Raw genomic sequence first — 15,389 nt, 5'->3', positions numbered from 1 at the left:
GGGTGAGAGCATGGTTTGGAGAACGGCTATTCTTACAGCCAGTGACAAAGGTGCACGAGGAGAAAGAGAAGACACAAGTGCACAAGTCATTCGGGAATTAATCGAAGAAGAATTAGGTGGAGAAATCGTTGAATACCGGGTCGTGCCTGATGAGCCTGATGAAATTATTGCAGCATTGATTGAGATGACAGAGTATTTCAATGCAGATCTGGTATTAACGACTGGGGGCACCGAGCTAGCGCAGCGAGATGTTACTCCTGAAGCAACACGGCGGGTGATTCAACGTGAAGTACCCGGAATGGCAGAAGCGATGCGTGCTACAGTAATGAAGAAAAATCGTTCTGCTATGTTATTTCGTGGCATCTGTGGTATCCGTGAACGCAGTCTTATTGTGAACTTGCCAGGTACACCCAAAGGGGTACATGAACACTTAGCCGCTATTATGGATCAATTGCCTGAAGCGCTACTGATGATTACAGGGCAATACAGTAATCCAGATGAGCGTTAAGAACGATCAAGCTTAGCCGTTATAAGAGTAGGTGTACCACAATTTTTTTGAATAAAGAATTGTGTCTTTTTGTCGTTGTTATATCCTATCTCCAAAGATGAACTGTACATTTGAATATGCTATGATAAAAAAGACAAAGCTAGCTTTGTCTAATTAATAAGGAGGAATACCAAATGCTTGGTGGTATAGGACCTACAGGATTTATATTGTTGATAGTGTTGGCGCTTATTTTATTTGGTCCAAATAAACTCCCTGAATTAGGACGTGCTGTAGGAAGAACTTTCCGTGAGTTCAAAGAAGGCACACGGGATATGATGAAAGATGATGATACAACATCAAAAACTCGTACCGATTCTATTCAGTCCGCAGAAGTTATTCCACCTGTTCAACCAGAAGATAAACGTTAAAAGGATGCAGACCATTCCGAATCCCTTCCCTACGGAAGGGATTTTCTTTTGAGATAGGAGGAGCCTATGGATAATCCTGAAAAGCAGATGTCCTTGATCGAACATATAGGAGAATTACGGCGACGATTGATTATGATTATCGCTGTGTTATTTATAGGTATGATTTTGGGGCTATTTGTCGCTCAACCAATATATCAGTATTTAGTTGCCGCAGAGACTGCGCGAAATCTTGTATTTCATGTCTTTTCATTTTGGGATGGAATTGGCTTGTATATGAAGATTGCAATGGTCGTTGCTTTGTTACTTGCTTTACCGGTCACCGTCTATCAAATATGGGCATTTGTTAGCCCTGGACTGTTAGATAAAGAACGCAGAGCTGCTTTACGTTATGTTCCTTTTGTATTTATGATGTTTTTACTAGGCGTTTTATTTGCTTATTATGTCGTCTTTCCGATGGCGCTCACGTTTACCTCCAATGTCACGCGTAATATGGGATTAGCGGAAACATACGGAGTCGTGCAATACTTTACGTTTATGTCGAATATCGTATTTCCAGTAGCAGCGCTATTTGAATTGCCGATCTTGATTATGTTCCTAACGACGTTACGTATTCTTAATCCAACGGTACTGCGTAAATGGAGAAAAATTGCTTACTTGGTTCTGGTATTTATAGCTATTGTGATTACACCGCCTGATTTTATATCTGATATTTTGGTTGCGATTCCGTTGTTATTTTTATATGAGTTAAGTGTTATCCTCTCAGGTGTTGTTCATCGTAAACAACAACGATTAGATGCTGCACGATTAGAGCAAGAGCTATAAGATTTCAATAGGTGAAGAGTAGCATATATCCAAAAGTAAATACTATCTATAAAGTGAAAAAGAGTATTTTTGCAAAGTAGCTATGATCTGGAAATTCAGGCAAAGCTAGCAAAAATACTCTTTTTATTTGAAGTTTTTATAAAAAAATCACTATCTTTTTTAAACATCAACTATTATAAATAATAGAGAGAAGAAATAGAAAAAATAACTTATTTTAGAAAGGAAAATAAAATAATCGTCAAAATATGACAAATACTGCATAAAAGCATAGATAAAGCAAAAAAGAGAGTGTTTTGTTCAGTATTTGTACAGAGTGGTTGGTTTAAAATGATAAGGTAAGGAACGAAAAAAGGGGATAAGTATCATGAAAAAAATCATATTTTTATTGTCTACATTTGCGTTGATTTTTATTTTGCCATTACTGGGGAGTTTGGCGAAATGGGATGGATTGCCTCCGGGATATGGAGTATTTCCTGTACAAAATAATGTACAAGATCCGGGGTTTAATTTAATTTATTTTATAGGTGCATGTTGTATCGCAGCATTCATACTTATATTTTTATTATTTCCACGTTTGTTCGGATTTAAAAAAGAGAAGATTGTACGTGTCGCCAAAACAAGTGTACCTTTTCCGATCTGGTTCTGGGCTGCTTTCCCAATATTGCTGATTTGTTGGTTTATTATATGGTCACGTGCTGGATTTGTTAGTTTACTTGAGCCGTATACTTTTGTACCCTTATGGTGGGCATTCATTCTGATTCTGGATGGTATCGTATACAAAAGAAATAACGGTGTATCTCTTTTATCCAGCAAGCTATACATAATGCAGTTGCTGGCAATCGTATCTTGTTTTAGTTGGTTTGCATTTGAGTATTTGAACTTTTTCGTGATGGAAAATTGGTATTATCCGAATAAAGATGTATTTTCTAATTTTGGTAATATCTTTTGGTTTGCGTTATCGTATACCACAGTACTTCCAGCGATTATTGAATGGTATTTGTTACTACAAACGTTCCCAAGCTTGAAAAAAAGATACAGCAATGGACCTAAGATTCATTTGAATAAGCCATTGTTGATTGCATTTTACATTGTAGGTTTAATTCTTGCTTTTGCGATGGGGTATTTCCCATTCGAATTATTTTTTGTACTGTGGGTAGCTTTAGTACCTATGTTGTCTGCGGCTATGGGTCTGATCGGGTTTTGGACACCATTTACCTCGATCAAAAACGGAAACTGGTCACCATTACTGCTTATCGCTATTGCTACAGTAGCGAACGGTTTCTTTTGGGAAATGTGGAACTTTGGTAGTGAATGGTTTAATCAAGGGATTCCAGTCAATCCGAATTACTGGAAATATTCTGTACCGTATTTAGATAAGATTCACATCTTCTCAGAAATGCCGATCTTAGGTTATTTTGGCTATCTATTCTTTGGTGTCAATTGTTGGATTATTTGGCTGACAGGTGCATACGTATTTAAATTTGATCCTAATTTTGAAATTGTCGGAACAGGGGATAAAGCGAGGGAACACTAATGATATGGAAAGATCAGAAATATACAGTGGTCGAAGAGATCGCCGATAATGGCAGTAAAGCGATCTATCGTTGCATTGATAATCTTTCCGGACAGACAGTCATTGCCAAGGTTCTAGGAGCCAAAGCATCCACATATGAAGCAGTGATGCGTATCAAAAAAGAATACAAAATGCTATCCGAATTAAAAGGTGTAGTTGAAGGGGTTATTCAACCGATTCAGCTGGAAGAACGCGGTGGTTTTTTTGTACTAACTTTGGAAGATATCGACGGGCAATCGCTAAGAAATGTAATCCGGGATGAACAACTAGAATTATCAACTATTTTACGGCTAGCTATAAAGATTGTAGATATTGTCGGACGTATTCATGAGCAACAGATTATTCACAAAGACCTCAAACCAGCCAATTTGATCTGGAATCGTCAAAGTGACCAGATTCAAATTATCGATTTTGATCTATCTGTCAAACTGACTAATGAAAAGCAAGAATTTCAAAATGCAGGGGTGATGGAAGGTACATTATCTTATATTTCACCTGAACAGACAGGACGCATTAATCGGAATATCGATTATCGTTCTGACTTTTATTCGTTGGGTGTTGTTTTGTACGAAATGGTCACTGGTCAAAAGCCATACCCTTCGGATTCGGTTGTCGAGCAAATTTATTCGATTATAGCGAAGAAGCCAACATCTCCTTATGACCTTACACAGGGGCAAGTATCTCGCTCGCTATCAGATATCATTATGAAATTGTTAGAAAAGTCACCGGAAGATCGTTATCGCAGTGCATATGGAATCAAAGCGGATCTTAGAAAATGTTATGATCCTCAAGCTGAGTTTCAAATAGGACATGAAGATCGTTTAAGTCTATTTCATATTCCACAACGATTGCATGGACGTGATGAAGAATTAGCCCGGATGAAGCACATTTTAACAGAAGGTATTCAAGAGCATGTTCAGCTGGCTCTGGTATCTGGAGAAGCAGGAATCGGAAAGACTGCTTTTGTTAATGAGTTGCACAGCTTTATTTCGAAAGAACGCGGTTATTTTATTCAAGGTAAATTTGAGCAATACAATAAAAACATCCCGTATAGTGCGATTATTCAAGCATTTCGTACATTGTTGGTGCAGTATCTTAAAGGATTGCCTGAAGAAACCCAACAGTTACAATTGGCTCTTCGCAATGGATTAGGGAATAATGCAGGTGTAATTACCAAATGGTTACCAGAACTTGAGCAAATACTAGGCATACAGCCAATGGTCGAACCCCTTAATCCAACCGAAGAAAATAATCGCTTTTTCTTATCGTTTATTCGCTTTCTTGAAGGATTAACAGTAGGGCAACGTCCGCTTGTATTATTTCTAGATGATCTACAATGGGCAGATGTAGCCAGTATTCAATTGGTAGGGCGATTGATGGAAAGTAGCAGTTTGAAAAAGCTGTTTATTATCGGTTCGTATCGTCCCAATGAAGTGAATCCAGGACATCCATTAGCAACTACGTTGGAAGAAATTGAAAAGCAGATGACGATTCATCATATTCAATTGACTACCTTATCTGCTGAACATGTAAAATATCTGATTGAAGATACGCTAAATACAACCAATACGGATATTATTGAGCCGTTGCGTGAAAATATTTATCATCAGACCAAAGGGAATCCATTTTTTATTCATGAAATCCTTAAAGATTTGTACAAAAATAAAGCGATCTTTTTCGATGATCAATTAGGCACATGGAACCTGAATCAGACTCAGGTGAAACAGATGACAATGAATGAAGATTTGATTGATTATCTGATTCAGAAAATGCAAACGCTCCCTGTCCATATGCAGCATATTTTAGGATTAGCGGCATCGATCGGTCGTAGTTTTGATTGGCAGATTCTTCATCTGGTCAGTGATGAGACAACGACAGTTATCATAGAATCTTTAATACACGCAGTACAAGAAGATATCATTACACCACTTCATTCGAATTACCAAATGTTAAGCAGTGTAGAAGAAGTCAGTACTGAACTGAAGCAGTTGGATATTCCGTTTGCGTTTGGACATGATAAATTGCAACAAGCTTTGTACCAAATGATAGATCCACAGAGCCGTCAAAGTCTGCATCTTCGGATTGGCTGGTTATTATTAGATCATTGGTCAGTAGATAAAGTCCGCGAAAATAGTATGGAAATAGCAGGGCATTTGAATAAAGGTGTATCTCTAGTGGACTCTGTAGAAGAGCGCGAACGTATGATTATCATCAACCTTCAAGCAGCTAAGCGCGCTAAAGAATCTTTTGGCTATGAGATTGCTTGTCAGTTTTTGGAGACTGCGCTCAGTCTATTAGGCTCCAATAGCTGGACAACGCATTATCAGACTACATTTGATATTTATTATCTGTACAGTGAATGTTCGTATTTGATTCATCAGCTAGAGTCAGGAGATCAAGCTTGTCGTGCACTGATCGAACATGTACAGATTCCGATGGAACTGGCTAGAATCTATGAGATGCAGTCTAATCATTATATGTACCTCGGAATGATGAAAGAAGCGATTGAAGCAGGGAAGTTAGGTCTGGCGAGTCTAGGTGTATATGTGCCCACTAAGCTCAATATGGCGATTGTAGGTAAAGAAATGATACGCGTCAAGCTCAAGCTCCGCGGCAAAACCACTCATGACTTATTACATGGCCCTGAAGTACAAGATGAGAAGATTAAGTTGGTTATGCGATTGTTAGTAAGCTTTATTCCACCTGCCTTTATTTCAGGAGAACAGACCTTATTCGCATGGGCAGTTCTGAAAAAAGCTTATTTATCTATCCAATATGGAAATGGCCCAGAATCGGCGGGTGCTTATATCGGTTATGCCATGTTGCTCTCTGGTATGGGTGATCTCAAAGGCGCACAAGAATACGGCAAGCTTGCAATGGATATCAACGAGAAATTCAATGATCTACAGTGGCGTAGCCTTGTAAAAGTGCTCTACACACTGTTTTGTTACAGTTGGAGTCATGAGTGGGAACTGCTAGAGGAACAATACAGTCAGGCAATCGATTCCAGTATATTGTCAGGTGATATGCTCTATCTGGCACATGCTTGTTATTATATGAATCTCTGGAATCCAGCACTTGAGATTGAAAAGTATTTGCAAGAAAGCGATCAGATGATCTCTATGATCGAAAATACCAAGTATAAAGAAGCGCTGGCAACCGCTCAGTTATCACGCCAAAAGTTCCGGATACTGGCTGGAGAGTTGAAGCAGACCGATTCTTTTGATGATGAATCTTTTAGCGAACAAGCTTATTTAGCACAATTAACAGAAGCCAATTATTATTCAGGCATCGCTATTTATTATATTAATAAGATCCAGATTGCATTTATTTTTGAAAATTATCGTGAATCGTTGAGTGATATCGACAAAGCGTATAAAGTGGTAGGCACATTAGCAGGTTCAACCTTTTTGGAAGAGTTCTCTTTTTACACCTTTATGAACATAGCGGCTTGTTATGAACATATGAGTGTAGGAGAAAAGCAGACTGCTCGTCTACGTATGCGCAAAGAGTACCGAAAAATGAAAAAATGGGCAATTCATTCTCCTCATAACTTTTTGACACAGCAGTATATGATGAAAGCAGAATGGTTACGGATTAATCGAAGACACAAGGAAGCTGAAAAGTATTATCATCTTGCTTTATCTACAGGTGGACATGGTAACTTTACAAGATACAAAGCGATTGCAAGTGAACTTATGGCTCGCTTTTACCAATCCAGAAGATTAAATGAACTGGCAGCTTACTTCTTCAAGCAGGCTTCTTATTATTATTCTGTCTGGGGAGCCAAAGCCAAAGTTAAGCATCTAGAGAAACGTTATCAGGATCTGATGTATCATGTGCAATGGATTCCTTCTCATACCGAGAATACGCTCACTTCTTCTACAGAAAATATTGATATTCATCTGTTGTTCAAAGCATCGCAGATTATTTCCAAAGAGATTGAATTGGATCAGTTACTACAAAAAATTATGGAAGTTGTGATTATGAACGCAGGCGCAGAACGTGGTTGTATGGTGATGCAGTCTAATTTTTCTTTGTGGGTTGAGGGAGAATACAAACATACCGAAAATCAGATCGAAGTCTTGCTTCATCACGAACAACATAGAGATCAGCAACAGCATTTCCCATGGGACATTATTGATTATGTAGCGGAAAGCGGGCAAATCTTACTTCATAGTGATGCACGTTCAGGAATTGGTCTAGCAGCATACTCGTATATTGCAGAATATCAGCCAAAATCGATGTTGTGTATGCCTCTTTATAATCAGAATAAGTTGATTGCGATTATTTATCTGGAAAATAATTTGATGACAGGTGCATTTACCAATGAACGTCTGAAAATGATTAACTTGCTATCACGAGATATGGTCTATTCTATCGAAAATGCAAGTCTGTATGCGAACATGGAAAACTTGGTCGCAGAACGTACAGAAGAGCTAGCGATCAAAAATGAACAACTAAGTAAATACTTTAACATTGTTGATAAAAATGTCATTATTGTGCAGACAGATCTGCATGATGAGATCACGATGGTGAGTGAAGAATTTTGCATTATGACTGGCTATTCTCGGGAAGAATTAATTGGTAAAAAGCATCGTTTCTTATATGCCAAAGATCGTCGCGAAGGCTCTTATCAGGTCTTTGTCATGAACGAAGAAAATACATGGACAGGCGAATTAATTCAACCGAAAAAAGATGAAAGTTTACTGTGGCTGGATATGATTATTGAGCCTATTTTGAATCATAATCAGATTACAGGATATACCTTTATCGGTCATAATATTACAGACAAAAAGCAAATTGAACGCATCTCTATTATTGATGATTTGACTGGTTTGTATAATCGCCGACATTTTAATGATCGTATTGTGCACAAAATTTTGAAAGCAGCCAAAGAGCAAAAAGGGCTTGCTTTTATGTTGCTCGATATCGATCATTATAAGAAATACAATGATACCTACGGGCATTATGAAGGTGATCATGTACTACGAATGATCGGTTCCACATTAACGGCTCAGATGCGAAAAAGAACAGATATGGCTTTTCGTCTGGGTGGTGAAGAATTTGCGATCTTGCATATCAGTACAGGGATTGAAGAAGCACATGAATTTGCAGAGTCTTTACGTGCTTGTATTGAAGATCTTCATATTCCTCATAATCAAAATGATGCCAGTCCATATATTACTGTTTCAGTAGGTCTAGCTGTAGTGACGGCTGTCGATGATGAATTAACCGAAGAGAAGATTTACCGATTAGCAGATGAAGCCTTGTATCGCTCCAAAACCAAAGGTAGAAACTGCATCACGATCAATGTATTGTAAGAAAAAAGAAGTCAACGTGAATGTATCCAAATCGCGTTGATTTCTTTTTTTATAACTCGATTGATGTTTTATTCCCTCGGATTGGGTAATTGTAAGAGTGATTGTATGGTAGAATAATCGTTATTTTGAACCTAACTTTTATAAATTTACACAAAGAGACTTGAAATTATCGCTCAAGTTGAGTATCATAAAGTTGGTTGTTAGCACTGAAAGGTGTCGAGTGCTAATTACATAAATAACAACCATCACATGAAACAAATCAATATATTATTTTAAGGAGGCTATTTTTCATGATCAAACCTTTAGGTGAACGTGTATTGGTAGAAGCGATCGAACAGGAACAAACAACTTCATTTGGTATTGTCCTTCCAGACTCTGCTAAAGAAAAGCCGCAAGAAGGCAAAATTATTGCTGTAGGTAGCGGTCAATTAAAAGATGGAGTGCGTATTCCTTTGGAAGTGAAAGAAGGCGATCGTGTCCTTTTCTCCAAATATGCTGGAACAGAGATTAAATTCGAAGGTAAAGAATATTTGATTATGAAAGAAAGCGATATTCACGCTATTCTATCTTAATACCAACGAATATACATGTACACAGTCGGTGTAAGCCGGTCTGTCATTATAATGATTTTAAAATATCAAGGAGGTAACTATTCTTATGGCTAAAGAAATTAAATTCAGTGAAGATGCTCGTCGCGCAATGCTTCGTGGTGTAGATGCTCTTGCAAATGCAGTAAAAGTAACATTGGGACCTAAAGGACGTAACGTGGTTCTTGAGAAAAAATTCGGTAGCCCATTGATCACAAATGATGGTGTAACGATTGCAAAAGAAATCGAACTTGAAGATGCTTTCGAAAACATGGGTGCGCAATTGGTTAAAGAAGTAGCAACTAAAACCAATGATGTAGCTGGTGATGGTACAACAACTGCAACTGTTTTGGCTCAAGCGATGATTCGTGAAGGTCTTAAAAACGTAACTGCTGGTGCTAACCCTATGGTTATCCGTAAAGGGATTGAAAAAGCGGTTCGTGCAGCTGTTCAAGAATTGCAAAACATCTCTAGACATGTAGAAGACAAACAGTCTATCGCTCAAGTTGCTTCTATTTCTGCGGCTGACGAAGAAGTAGGTCAATTGATCGCTGAAGCTATGGAAAAAGTAGGTAAAGACGGTGTTATCACTGTTGAAGAATCTCGTGGATTCGCTACTGAACTTGAAGTGGTAGAAGGCATGCAGTTCGACCGTGGATACCTTTCTCCATACATGATTACAGATACAGATAAAATGGAAGCTGTTCTAGAAAATCCATATATCTTGATCACTGACAAAAAAATCACAAACACACAAGAAATCTTGCCATTACTTGAAAAAGTAGTACAACAAAGCAAACCATTGGTATTGGTTGCTGAAGATATCGAAGGCGAAGCTTTGGCTATGCTAGTTGTGAACAAATTGCGTGGTACATTCAATGCTGTAGCTGTTAAAGCTCCAGGATTTGGTGACCGTCGTAAAGCAATGTTGCAAGATATCGCTGCTCTTACTGGTGGTCAAGTGATCACTGAAGAATTGGGTCTAGACCTAAAAACAGCAACAATCGAGCAATTGGGTACAGCACGCCAAGTACGTGTAACGAAAGAAAACACAATCATCGTAGACGGTTTTGGAGACAAAGCGGATATCGATGCTCGTGTGAACCAAATCCGTTCACAACTGGAAGAAACAACTTCCGAGTTCGACAAAGAGAAATTGCAAGAGCGTCTAGCTAAATTAGCTGGTGGCGTTGCAGTAATCAAAGTCGGTGCAGCAACAGAAACAGAATTGAAAGAGCGCAAACTACGCATCGAAGATGCTTTGAACGCAACTCGCGCTGCGGTTGAAGAAGGTATCGTATCTGGTGGTGGTACAGCGCTTGTGAACGTATATGCAGCAGTATCTGCTGTACAAGTTACAGGTGACGAGCAAACAGGCGTAAACATCGTACTACGTGCGCTTGAAGAGCCAATCCGCACAATCGCTGCGAATGCTGGACAAGAAGGTTCTGTTATTGTTGAGCGTCTGAAAAAAGAAGTAGTTGGTATTGGTTACAATGCAGCTACAGGCGAATGGGTAAACATGTTTGAAGCGGGTATCGTTGACCCTGCGAAAGTAACTCGTTCTGCACTACAAAATGCAGCTTCTGTAGCAGCTATGTTCTTAACAACAGAAGCAGTCATTGCTGACAAACCAGAACCAGCTGGTGCTGGTGGCGCTCCTGATATGAGCGGTATGGGCGGTATGGGGGGAATGGGAGGTATGATGTAATAAGATTCTTTTGAATCTTTTACATGATCCAACTGTTCTTTCAACAAAAGAGGTTGTCCACAGGCTTAATCACCTGAGGGCAACCTCTTTTTTATAAAGGTTAATTAAAAATGTTTAATATTATGCTGATATATAATAAGTTAAATATATTATTATGATATATAAATGAAATAGGAGGAAACCAATTGAAAATACACAATATTTTAATAGAAAATTTTCGTGGTATTAGTAGAACCGAATTGCATCTAGAAGGAAAAAGTAGTGTTTTATTCGGTGAGAATGGAACAGGGAAATCTAGCGTTTTAGATTGCTTAGCTATTATGTTATCGCGTGTAGCAGCAGGAGTTTCTAATAATCGTGCTGGAGCAGGAAGAAGGCAGTTTCAAGAAAGTGACATACAAATTGGGTATAAAGTTTCTCAATCACAATTAAATGTAAAATATAATAATTCTTTTTATACTTGGTCACTCTCAAAAAATAAAGATTTAAGAAAAACTACTATTAAAAAAAATAATCAGCTTTCTATGCTTGTTCATAATATAAATGAAGAGCTTGAAGCCAATTCTAAAGCTAATATTCCGTTATCTGTTTATTATCCAGTTAATCGCGCTGTTTTAGATGTACCATTAAGAATAAGAAAAAAACATTTTTTTGATCAAATTTCCTCTTATGAAGGTGCTCTGACAAGTGGGGCAGATTTTCGTGTTTTTTTTGAGTGGTTTCGTGCGCAAGAAGATTTAGAAAATGAAATTAGAGTAAGAACAACAAAAAATTATATTGATCCTTTATTAAATGCTGTAAGGAAAGCCATCTATTCATTTTTACCTGGGTTTACTGATATACAAGTTAGTCGTTATCCTTTGAGAATGATAATTCATAAAGGAAATATTCCTTTAGAAGTTAATCAACTTTCTCAAGGAGAAAAGTGCATGTTAGCAATGGTTGGAGATCTAGCAAGAAGACTGGCTATTGCAAATCCTAACTTGGAAGAGCCGTTGATGGGAGAAGGTCTTGTGCTTATAGATGAGATAGAATTACACTTACATCCTTCATGGCAACGTAAAATTCTAGATATTTTAACAACTACATTTCCTAATTTGCAATTTATAGTTACTACTCACTCACCACAAGTTCTAGGAGAAACTAAAAAAATGAATACTTATATTTTAAAATGGAATGAAAATAGTATTTCAATAAACAAATCAGAATCTTTATATGGACGGGATACAAATAGAATTTTAGAAGATTACATGGATTCAAATTCCAGAGATAAAGTAATAGATGATAAAATTAAAGAACTATTTAAAATGATCACTCATAAAAATCTAGATAAAGCAGTAGAAATTCAAAATCGCTTAATAGAAATACTTGGTGATGAAGAGCCTGAACTTATTAAAGCTGATGTAATTTTAAAACGTTGGAGAAAATCAAATAATGAATGAAATAATTAAGAATCCTCCCCCCCATAATTTCAGTAAGTGGAAGAATGCAAATCGTAGAATATCAATTAATTATAAAGATATTCCAGATATAATTAAATGTGAATTAAAAGAATCAATAATAACAGAACAAAATTATGTATGTTGTTATTGCGGTGTGGAAGTAAGTATAGAAAATAGCCATATTGAACATCATAAACCTAAAGATAGATTTCCAAAAATGGAATTAGCGTATGAGAACCTTCTAGTATCATGTAATAGTAAATCACATTGTGGACATAAAAAAGCTAATTGGTATGTTGAAAATGAAACTGTATCACCATTAGCAAAAGATTGTAATTTGAAATTTAAATATACTGAAGATGGACAAATTATTGCTAGCAATGATAAAGATAGTTGTACTACTAATACAATAATGAACTTAGGATTAAATATAGCTAAATTAAATGCAATACGTAGTAAAATAATTGAGGGTATAATGTATTTGATTGAACAAGAAGAAAATATTTCATTAGAAGACTTGATAGATGAATATTCAAAACCAAATGCTGATGGTAAACTATATTCTTATAATCAGGTGATAATTGGAGTATTAAAAGACAATTATAATTTATAAAATGAGTATGATTTTTATTATATAAATAAAAAAAGGACGAAATGCATAATTTATGCATTTCGTCTTAGTTAGTGGCTTGATGATCTGTTTGTAATAATTCAAGTTGTTGTTTTTTGATCAAATAGCTTAACGTGTCTTAAATCTAACTTAAATATTTTTCTTCTCTATGATGGAAGTGAAGATCTTTTGTAACATATACTGTAAATTAAAGAGAAAGTTCTTAGTCCGCTAATGAGTTTGCAATGTATTTCAACCTTGTGCATAATATATTTCTTTATATTGATCCTAATAAAATTAAAGATTACTTCCTAGCATACAGTAAGTAATCTTTTTTGTTTAACACTATTATACTATGTGACCATCGATCATAGTCCATTGCACTTGAAAAGCATCATCCAGTAGCACTAAGTCTGCATCCATGCCTACTGCAATTGCTCCTTTTTGGTGTAGACCCAAAATACGTGCTGGTGTAGTCGAAGCCATTTGCACAGCATCTGTTAAAGAAATCCCTGTTTCAACCGTATATCGGAGTGCTTCATTCATCGTAACTGTACTCGAGGCTAACGTTCCATCATGTAATCTAGCGACACCATCGGTTACAGTTACATGGTGACCTCCAAACAGATAATCACCGTCTCCCATACCCATCGCTTGTAAAGCATCTGTAATCAAGACCATTCCTTCAGGTCCTTTTGAACGATGCATTAATCGAATAATAGCAGGATGCAAATGAATATGATCTACAATAGCTTGAAGACTGACATGTTCTTCTTCAAAAGCCGCAACGACAATTCCCGGATCACGATGATGGATCGGTCGCATCCCATTAAAACAATGTGTAACATGACTTGCACCAGCTTCAAACGCTTTTTTGGCTTCTTCATAAGTCGCATCCGAATGTGCAATAGATATAATGACACCTTGTTCTTTGAGAAATGAGATTAATTCCATCCCTCCCGGTAACTCTGGAGCAATCGTCACCATTTGAATAAGAGAGTCGGCTTCTTTAAAGATCATCTTCATTTCTTCGATATCAGGATGACGTAAATACTTCTCATTTTGCATACCTTTACGTATTGGATTCAAATATGGTCCTTCTAAGTGAATCCCTGCGATTTTGGCGCCTACTTCATGACCGACGACGCGTTTCACACTATGGATCATCGCTAAAAGATCTTCAATCGTAGAACTGACAGAAGTAGCTAGAAAAGAGGTACACCCTGTAGAAGCACACGTACGAGAGACTTCTTGTATACTTTCTTCACGACCATCCATCATATCAAAGCCATTCGCTCCATGAATATGAACATCAATCATGCCAGGGATTAACCGTTTCCCTTTACAATCGATTTGTTGATATTCTTCATATGTAGAAATAGGATCTGCATCAATCCTTACGATTTTTCCTTTTTCGATCCCTACATGAACGTTTGATAGAATTTTATTTGGAAGTACCAGTTCTACATTTTGCAAAATAGTATACATCAATATTCTCATCCTCATCATATGACTTAGTCATTATAGTTTGTTCCATGCTCCTCATCTTGATACGTAATAACCGTAATATTGTTCTGACTAAGTATTTCTTTTAAGGGGTTAGGAACAGGCTGATTCGTAATTAAAATATCTATATAATCAAAATCTAATCGATAAAATGATTTACTTGTAAATTTAGTATGATCTGCTACCACAATTACTTGATCTGATCTTCTAGCCATTTCTTGCTTCACCCGAGCATCTTCTTCATAAGAGTAGTAGATACCATCTGAACCGATAGCTACAGCCCCAATAAAGGCTTTATCTGCACGAATCTGACTAAGCTTATCGAGAATAGAGGGGCCAAATAAAGAACGATTTTTTACATTCAAATAGCCACCAAGTAAATAAATCTGCATATCTTCTCTATCTGATAAAATCCCTACATTATCAATAGAGTGTGTAATCACTGTAAGATGTTGAGCTTTGATGTGTTCTGCGACGAATTGTACCGTAGTGGATACATCCAAAATAACAGTCTCATGATCTTGAATAAGTTGAGCGCCAAGCATTCCAATTGTTCGTTTAGGTTCGGCTTCATCAATAAGACGATCTTGGTACGATAATATTTCTTTTTTTAATTGAGGTAAAGAGACTCCGCCATGAGTACGGATAACGACTCCTTCTTGCACTAATCTAACAATATCTCTACGGGCTGTATCTTTGGATATTTCAAATTCAGTACATATGTCAGTTACGCTCATTGATTGATGCTGTTTTAAATATTCTAATATTTTCAATAATCGTTCTTCTTGATACATAATAATCACCTCTTATAAGTAATATTATTCGTTTATATAATGATATTCAAGTATTTTATTTTAATAATTAATGATTTGTAAGTTTTTAGAGATTATAATAGTAAT

The 15,389-nt window shown here is 36.8% G+C and carries 11 protein-coding genes; 9 read left to right on the top strand and 2 right to left on the bottom strand.

All coding sequences use genetic code 11. The features are described 5' to 3' along the window. Window positions 1-10: 10 nt before the first annotated feature. From PaeCFBP13512_RS02490 to PaeCFBP13512_RS02450, 9 genes are all read left to right on the top strand, one after another. Window positions 11-508 (top strand): MogA/MoaB family molybdenum cofactor biosynthesis protein, encoded by a 498-nt coding sequence (locus tag PaeCFBP13512_RS02490; RefSeq protein ID WP_069326141.1) that lies wholly within the window; start codon window positions 11-13, stop codon window positions 506-508. Window positions 509-681: 173 nt separating this feature from the next. Next, window positions 682-915, top strand: a complete 234-nt coding sequence (locus PaeCFBP13512_RS02485; protein ID WP_137220909.1) for a twin-arginine translocase TatA/TatE family subunit — start codon at window positions 682-684, stop codon at window positions 913-915. A gap of 66 nt (window positions 916-981) precedes the next feature. Continuing rightward, entirely contained in the window at window positions 982-1,737 is a 756-nt protein-coding gene (tatC, locus tag PaeCFBP13512_RS02480) for a twin-arginine translocase subunit TatC (protein WP_137220907.1), read from the top strand. Window positions 1,738-2,101: 364 nt separating this feature from the next. Next, window positions 2,102-3,271: a small-conductance mechanosensitive channel gene (locus tag PaeCFBP13512_RS02475; RefSeq protein WP_069326138.1), complete on the top strand. Its 1,170-nt coding sequence runs from the start codon at window positions 2,102-2,104 to the stop codon at window positions 3,269-3,271. After that, window positions 3,271-8,634: a diguanylate cyclase domain-containing protein gene (locus PaeCFBP13512_RS02470; RefSeq protein ID WP_137220905.1), complete on the top strand. Its 5,364-nt coding sequence runs from the start codon at window positions 3,271-3,273 to the stop codon at window positions 8,632-8,634. The genes PaeCFBP13512_RS02475 and PaeCFBP13512_RS02470 overlap by 1 nt, the downstream gene beginning before the upstream one ends. Before the next feature lie 290 nt (window positions 8,635-8,924). Beyond that, a complete protein-coding gene (gene groES, locus PaeCFBP13512_RS02465; protein ID WP_069326136.1) occupies window positions 8,925-9,206 on the top strand; it encodes a co-chaperone GroES in 282 nt (93 codons plus the stop codon). Window positions 9,207-9,291: 85 nt separating this feature from the next. Beyond that, complete coding sequence (gene groL / locus PaeCFBP13512_RS02460) at window positions 9,292-10,932, top strand: chaperonin GroEL (protein ID WP_137220903.1); 1,641 nt, start codon at window positions 9,292-9,294, stop codon at window positions 10,930-10,932. A gap of 185 nt (window positions 10,933-11,117) precedes the next feature. Then, window positions 11,118-12,374, top strand: coding sequence for an AAA family ATPase (locus PaeCFBP13512_RS02455; protein WP_161594192.1), 1,257 nt, complete (start codon window positions 11,118-11,120; stop codon window positions 12,372-12,374). After that, entirely contained in the window at window positions 12,367-12,987 is a 621-nt protein-coding gene (locus PaeCFBP13512_RS02450) for a retron system putative HNH endonuclease (RefSeq protein WP_137220899.1), read from the top strand. Before PaeCFBP13512_RS02455 ends, PaeCFBP13512_RS02450 begins: the two co-directional genes overlap by 8 nt. Window positions 12,988-13,332: 345 nt before the next feature. Here PaeCFBP13512_RS02450 and nagA read toward each other — a convergent pair whose 3' ends face one another. Both nagA and PaeCFBP13512_RS02440 read right to left on the bottom strand, forming a co-directional pair. After that, entirely contained in the window at window positions 13,333-14,475 is a 1,143-nt protein-coding gene (gene nagA / locus PaeCFBP13512_RS02445; RefSeq protein WP_241669273.1) for an N-acetylglucosamine-6-phosphate deacetylase, read from the bottom strand. 23 nt (window positions 14,476-14,498) lie between these two features. Further along, on the bottom strand, window positions 14,499-15,284 hold the full coding sequence (locus tag PaeCFBP13512_RS02440; RefSeq protein ID WP_137220895.1) for a DeoR/GlpR family DNA-binding transcription regulator: 786 nt from the start codon (window positions 15,282-15,284) through the stop codon (window positions 14,499-14,501). Between the last annotated feature and the right edge of the window lie 105 nt (window positions 15,285-15,389).

The organism is Paenibacillus sp. CFBP13512 (assembly GCF_005233705.1).
GTDB lineage: Bacteria > Bacillota > Bacilli > Paenibacillales > Paenibacillaceae > Saccharibacillus > Saccharibacillus nuruki.
The sequence above is the reverse complement of the archived record's forward strand: the minus strand, read 5'-3'. Positions and strand labels throughout refer to the sequence as shown.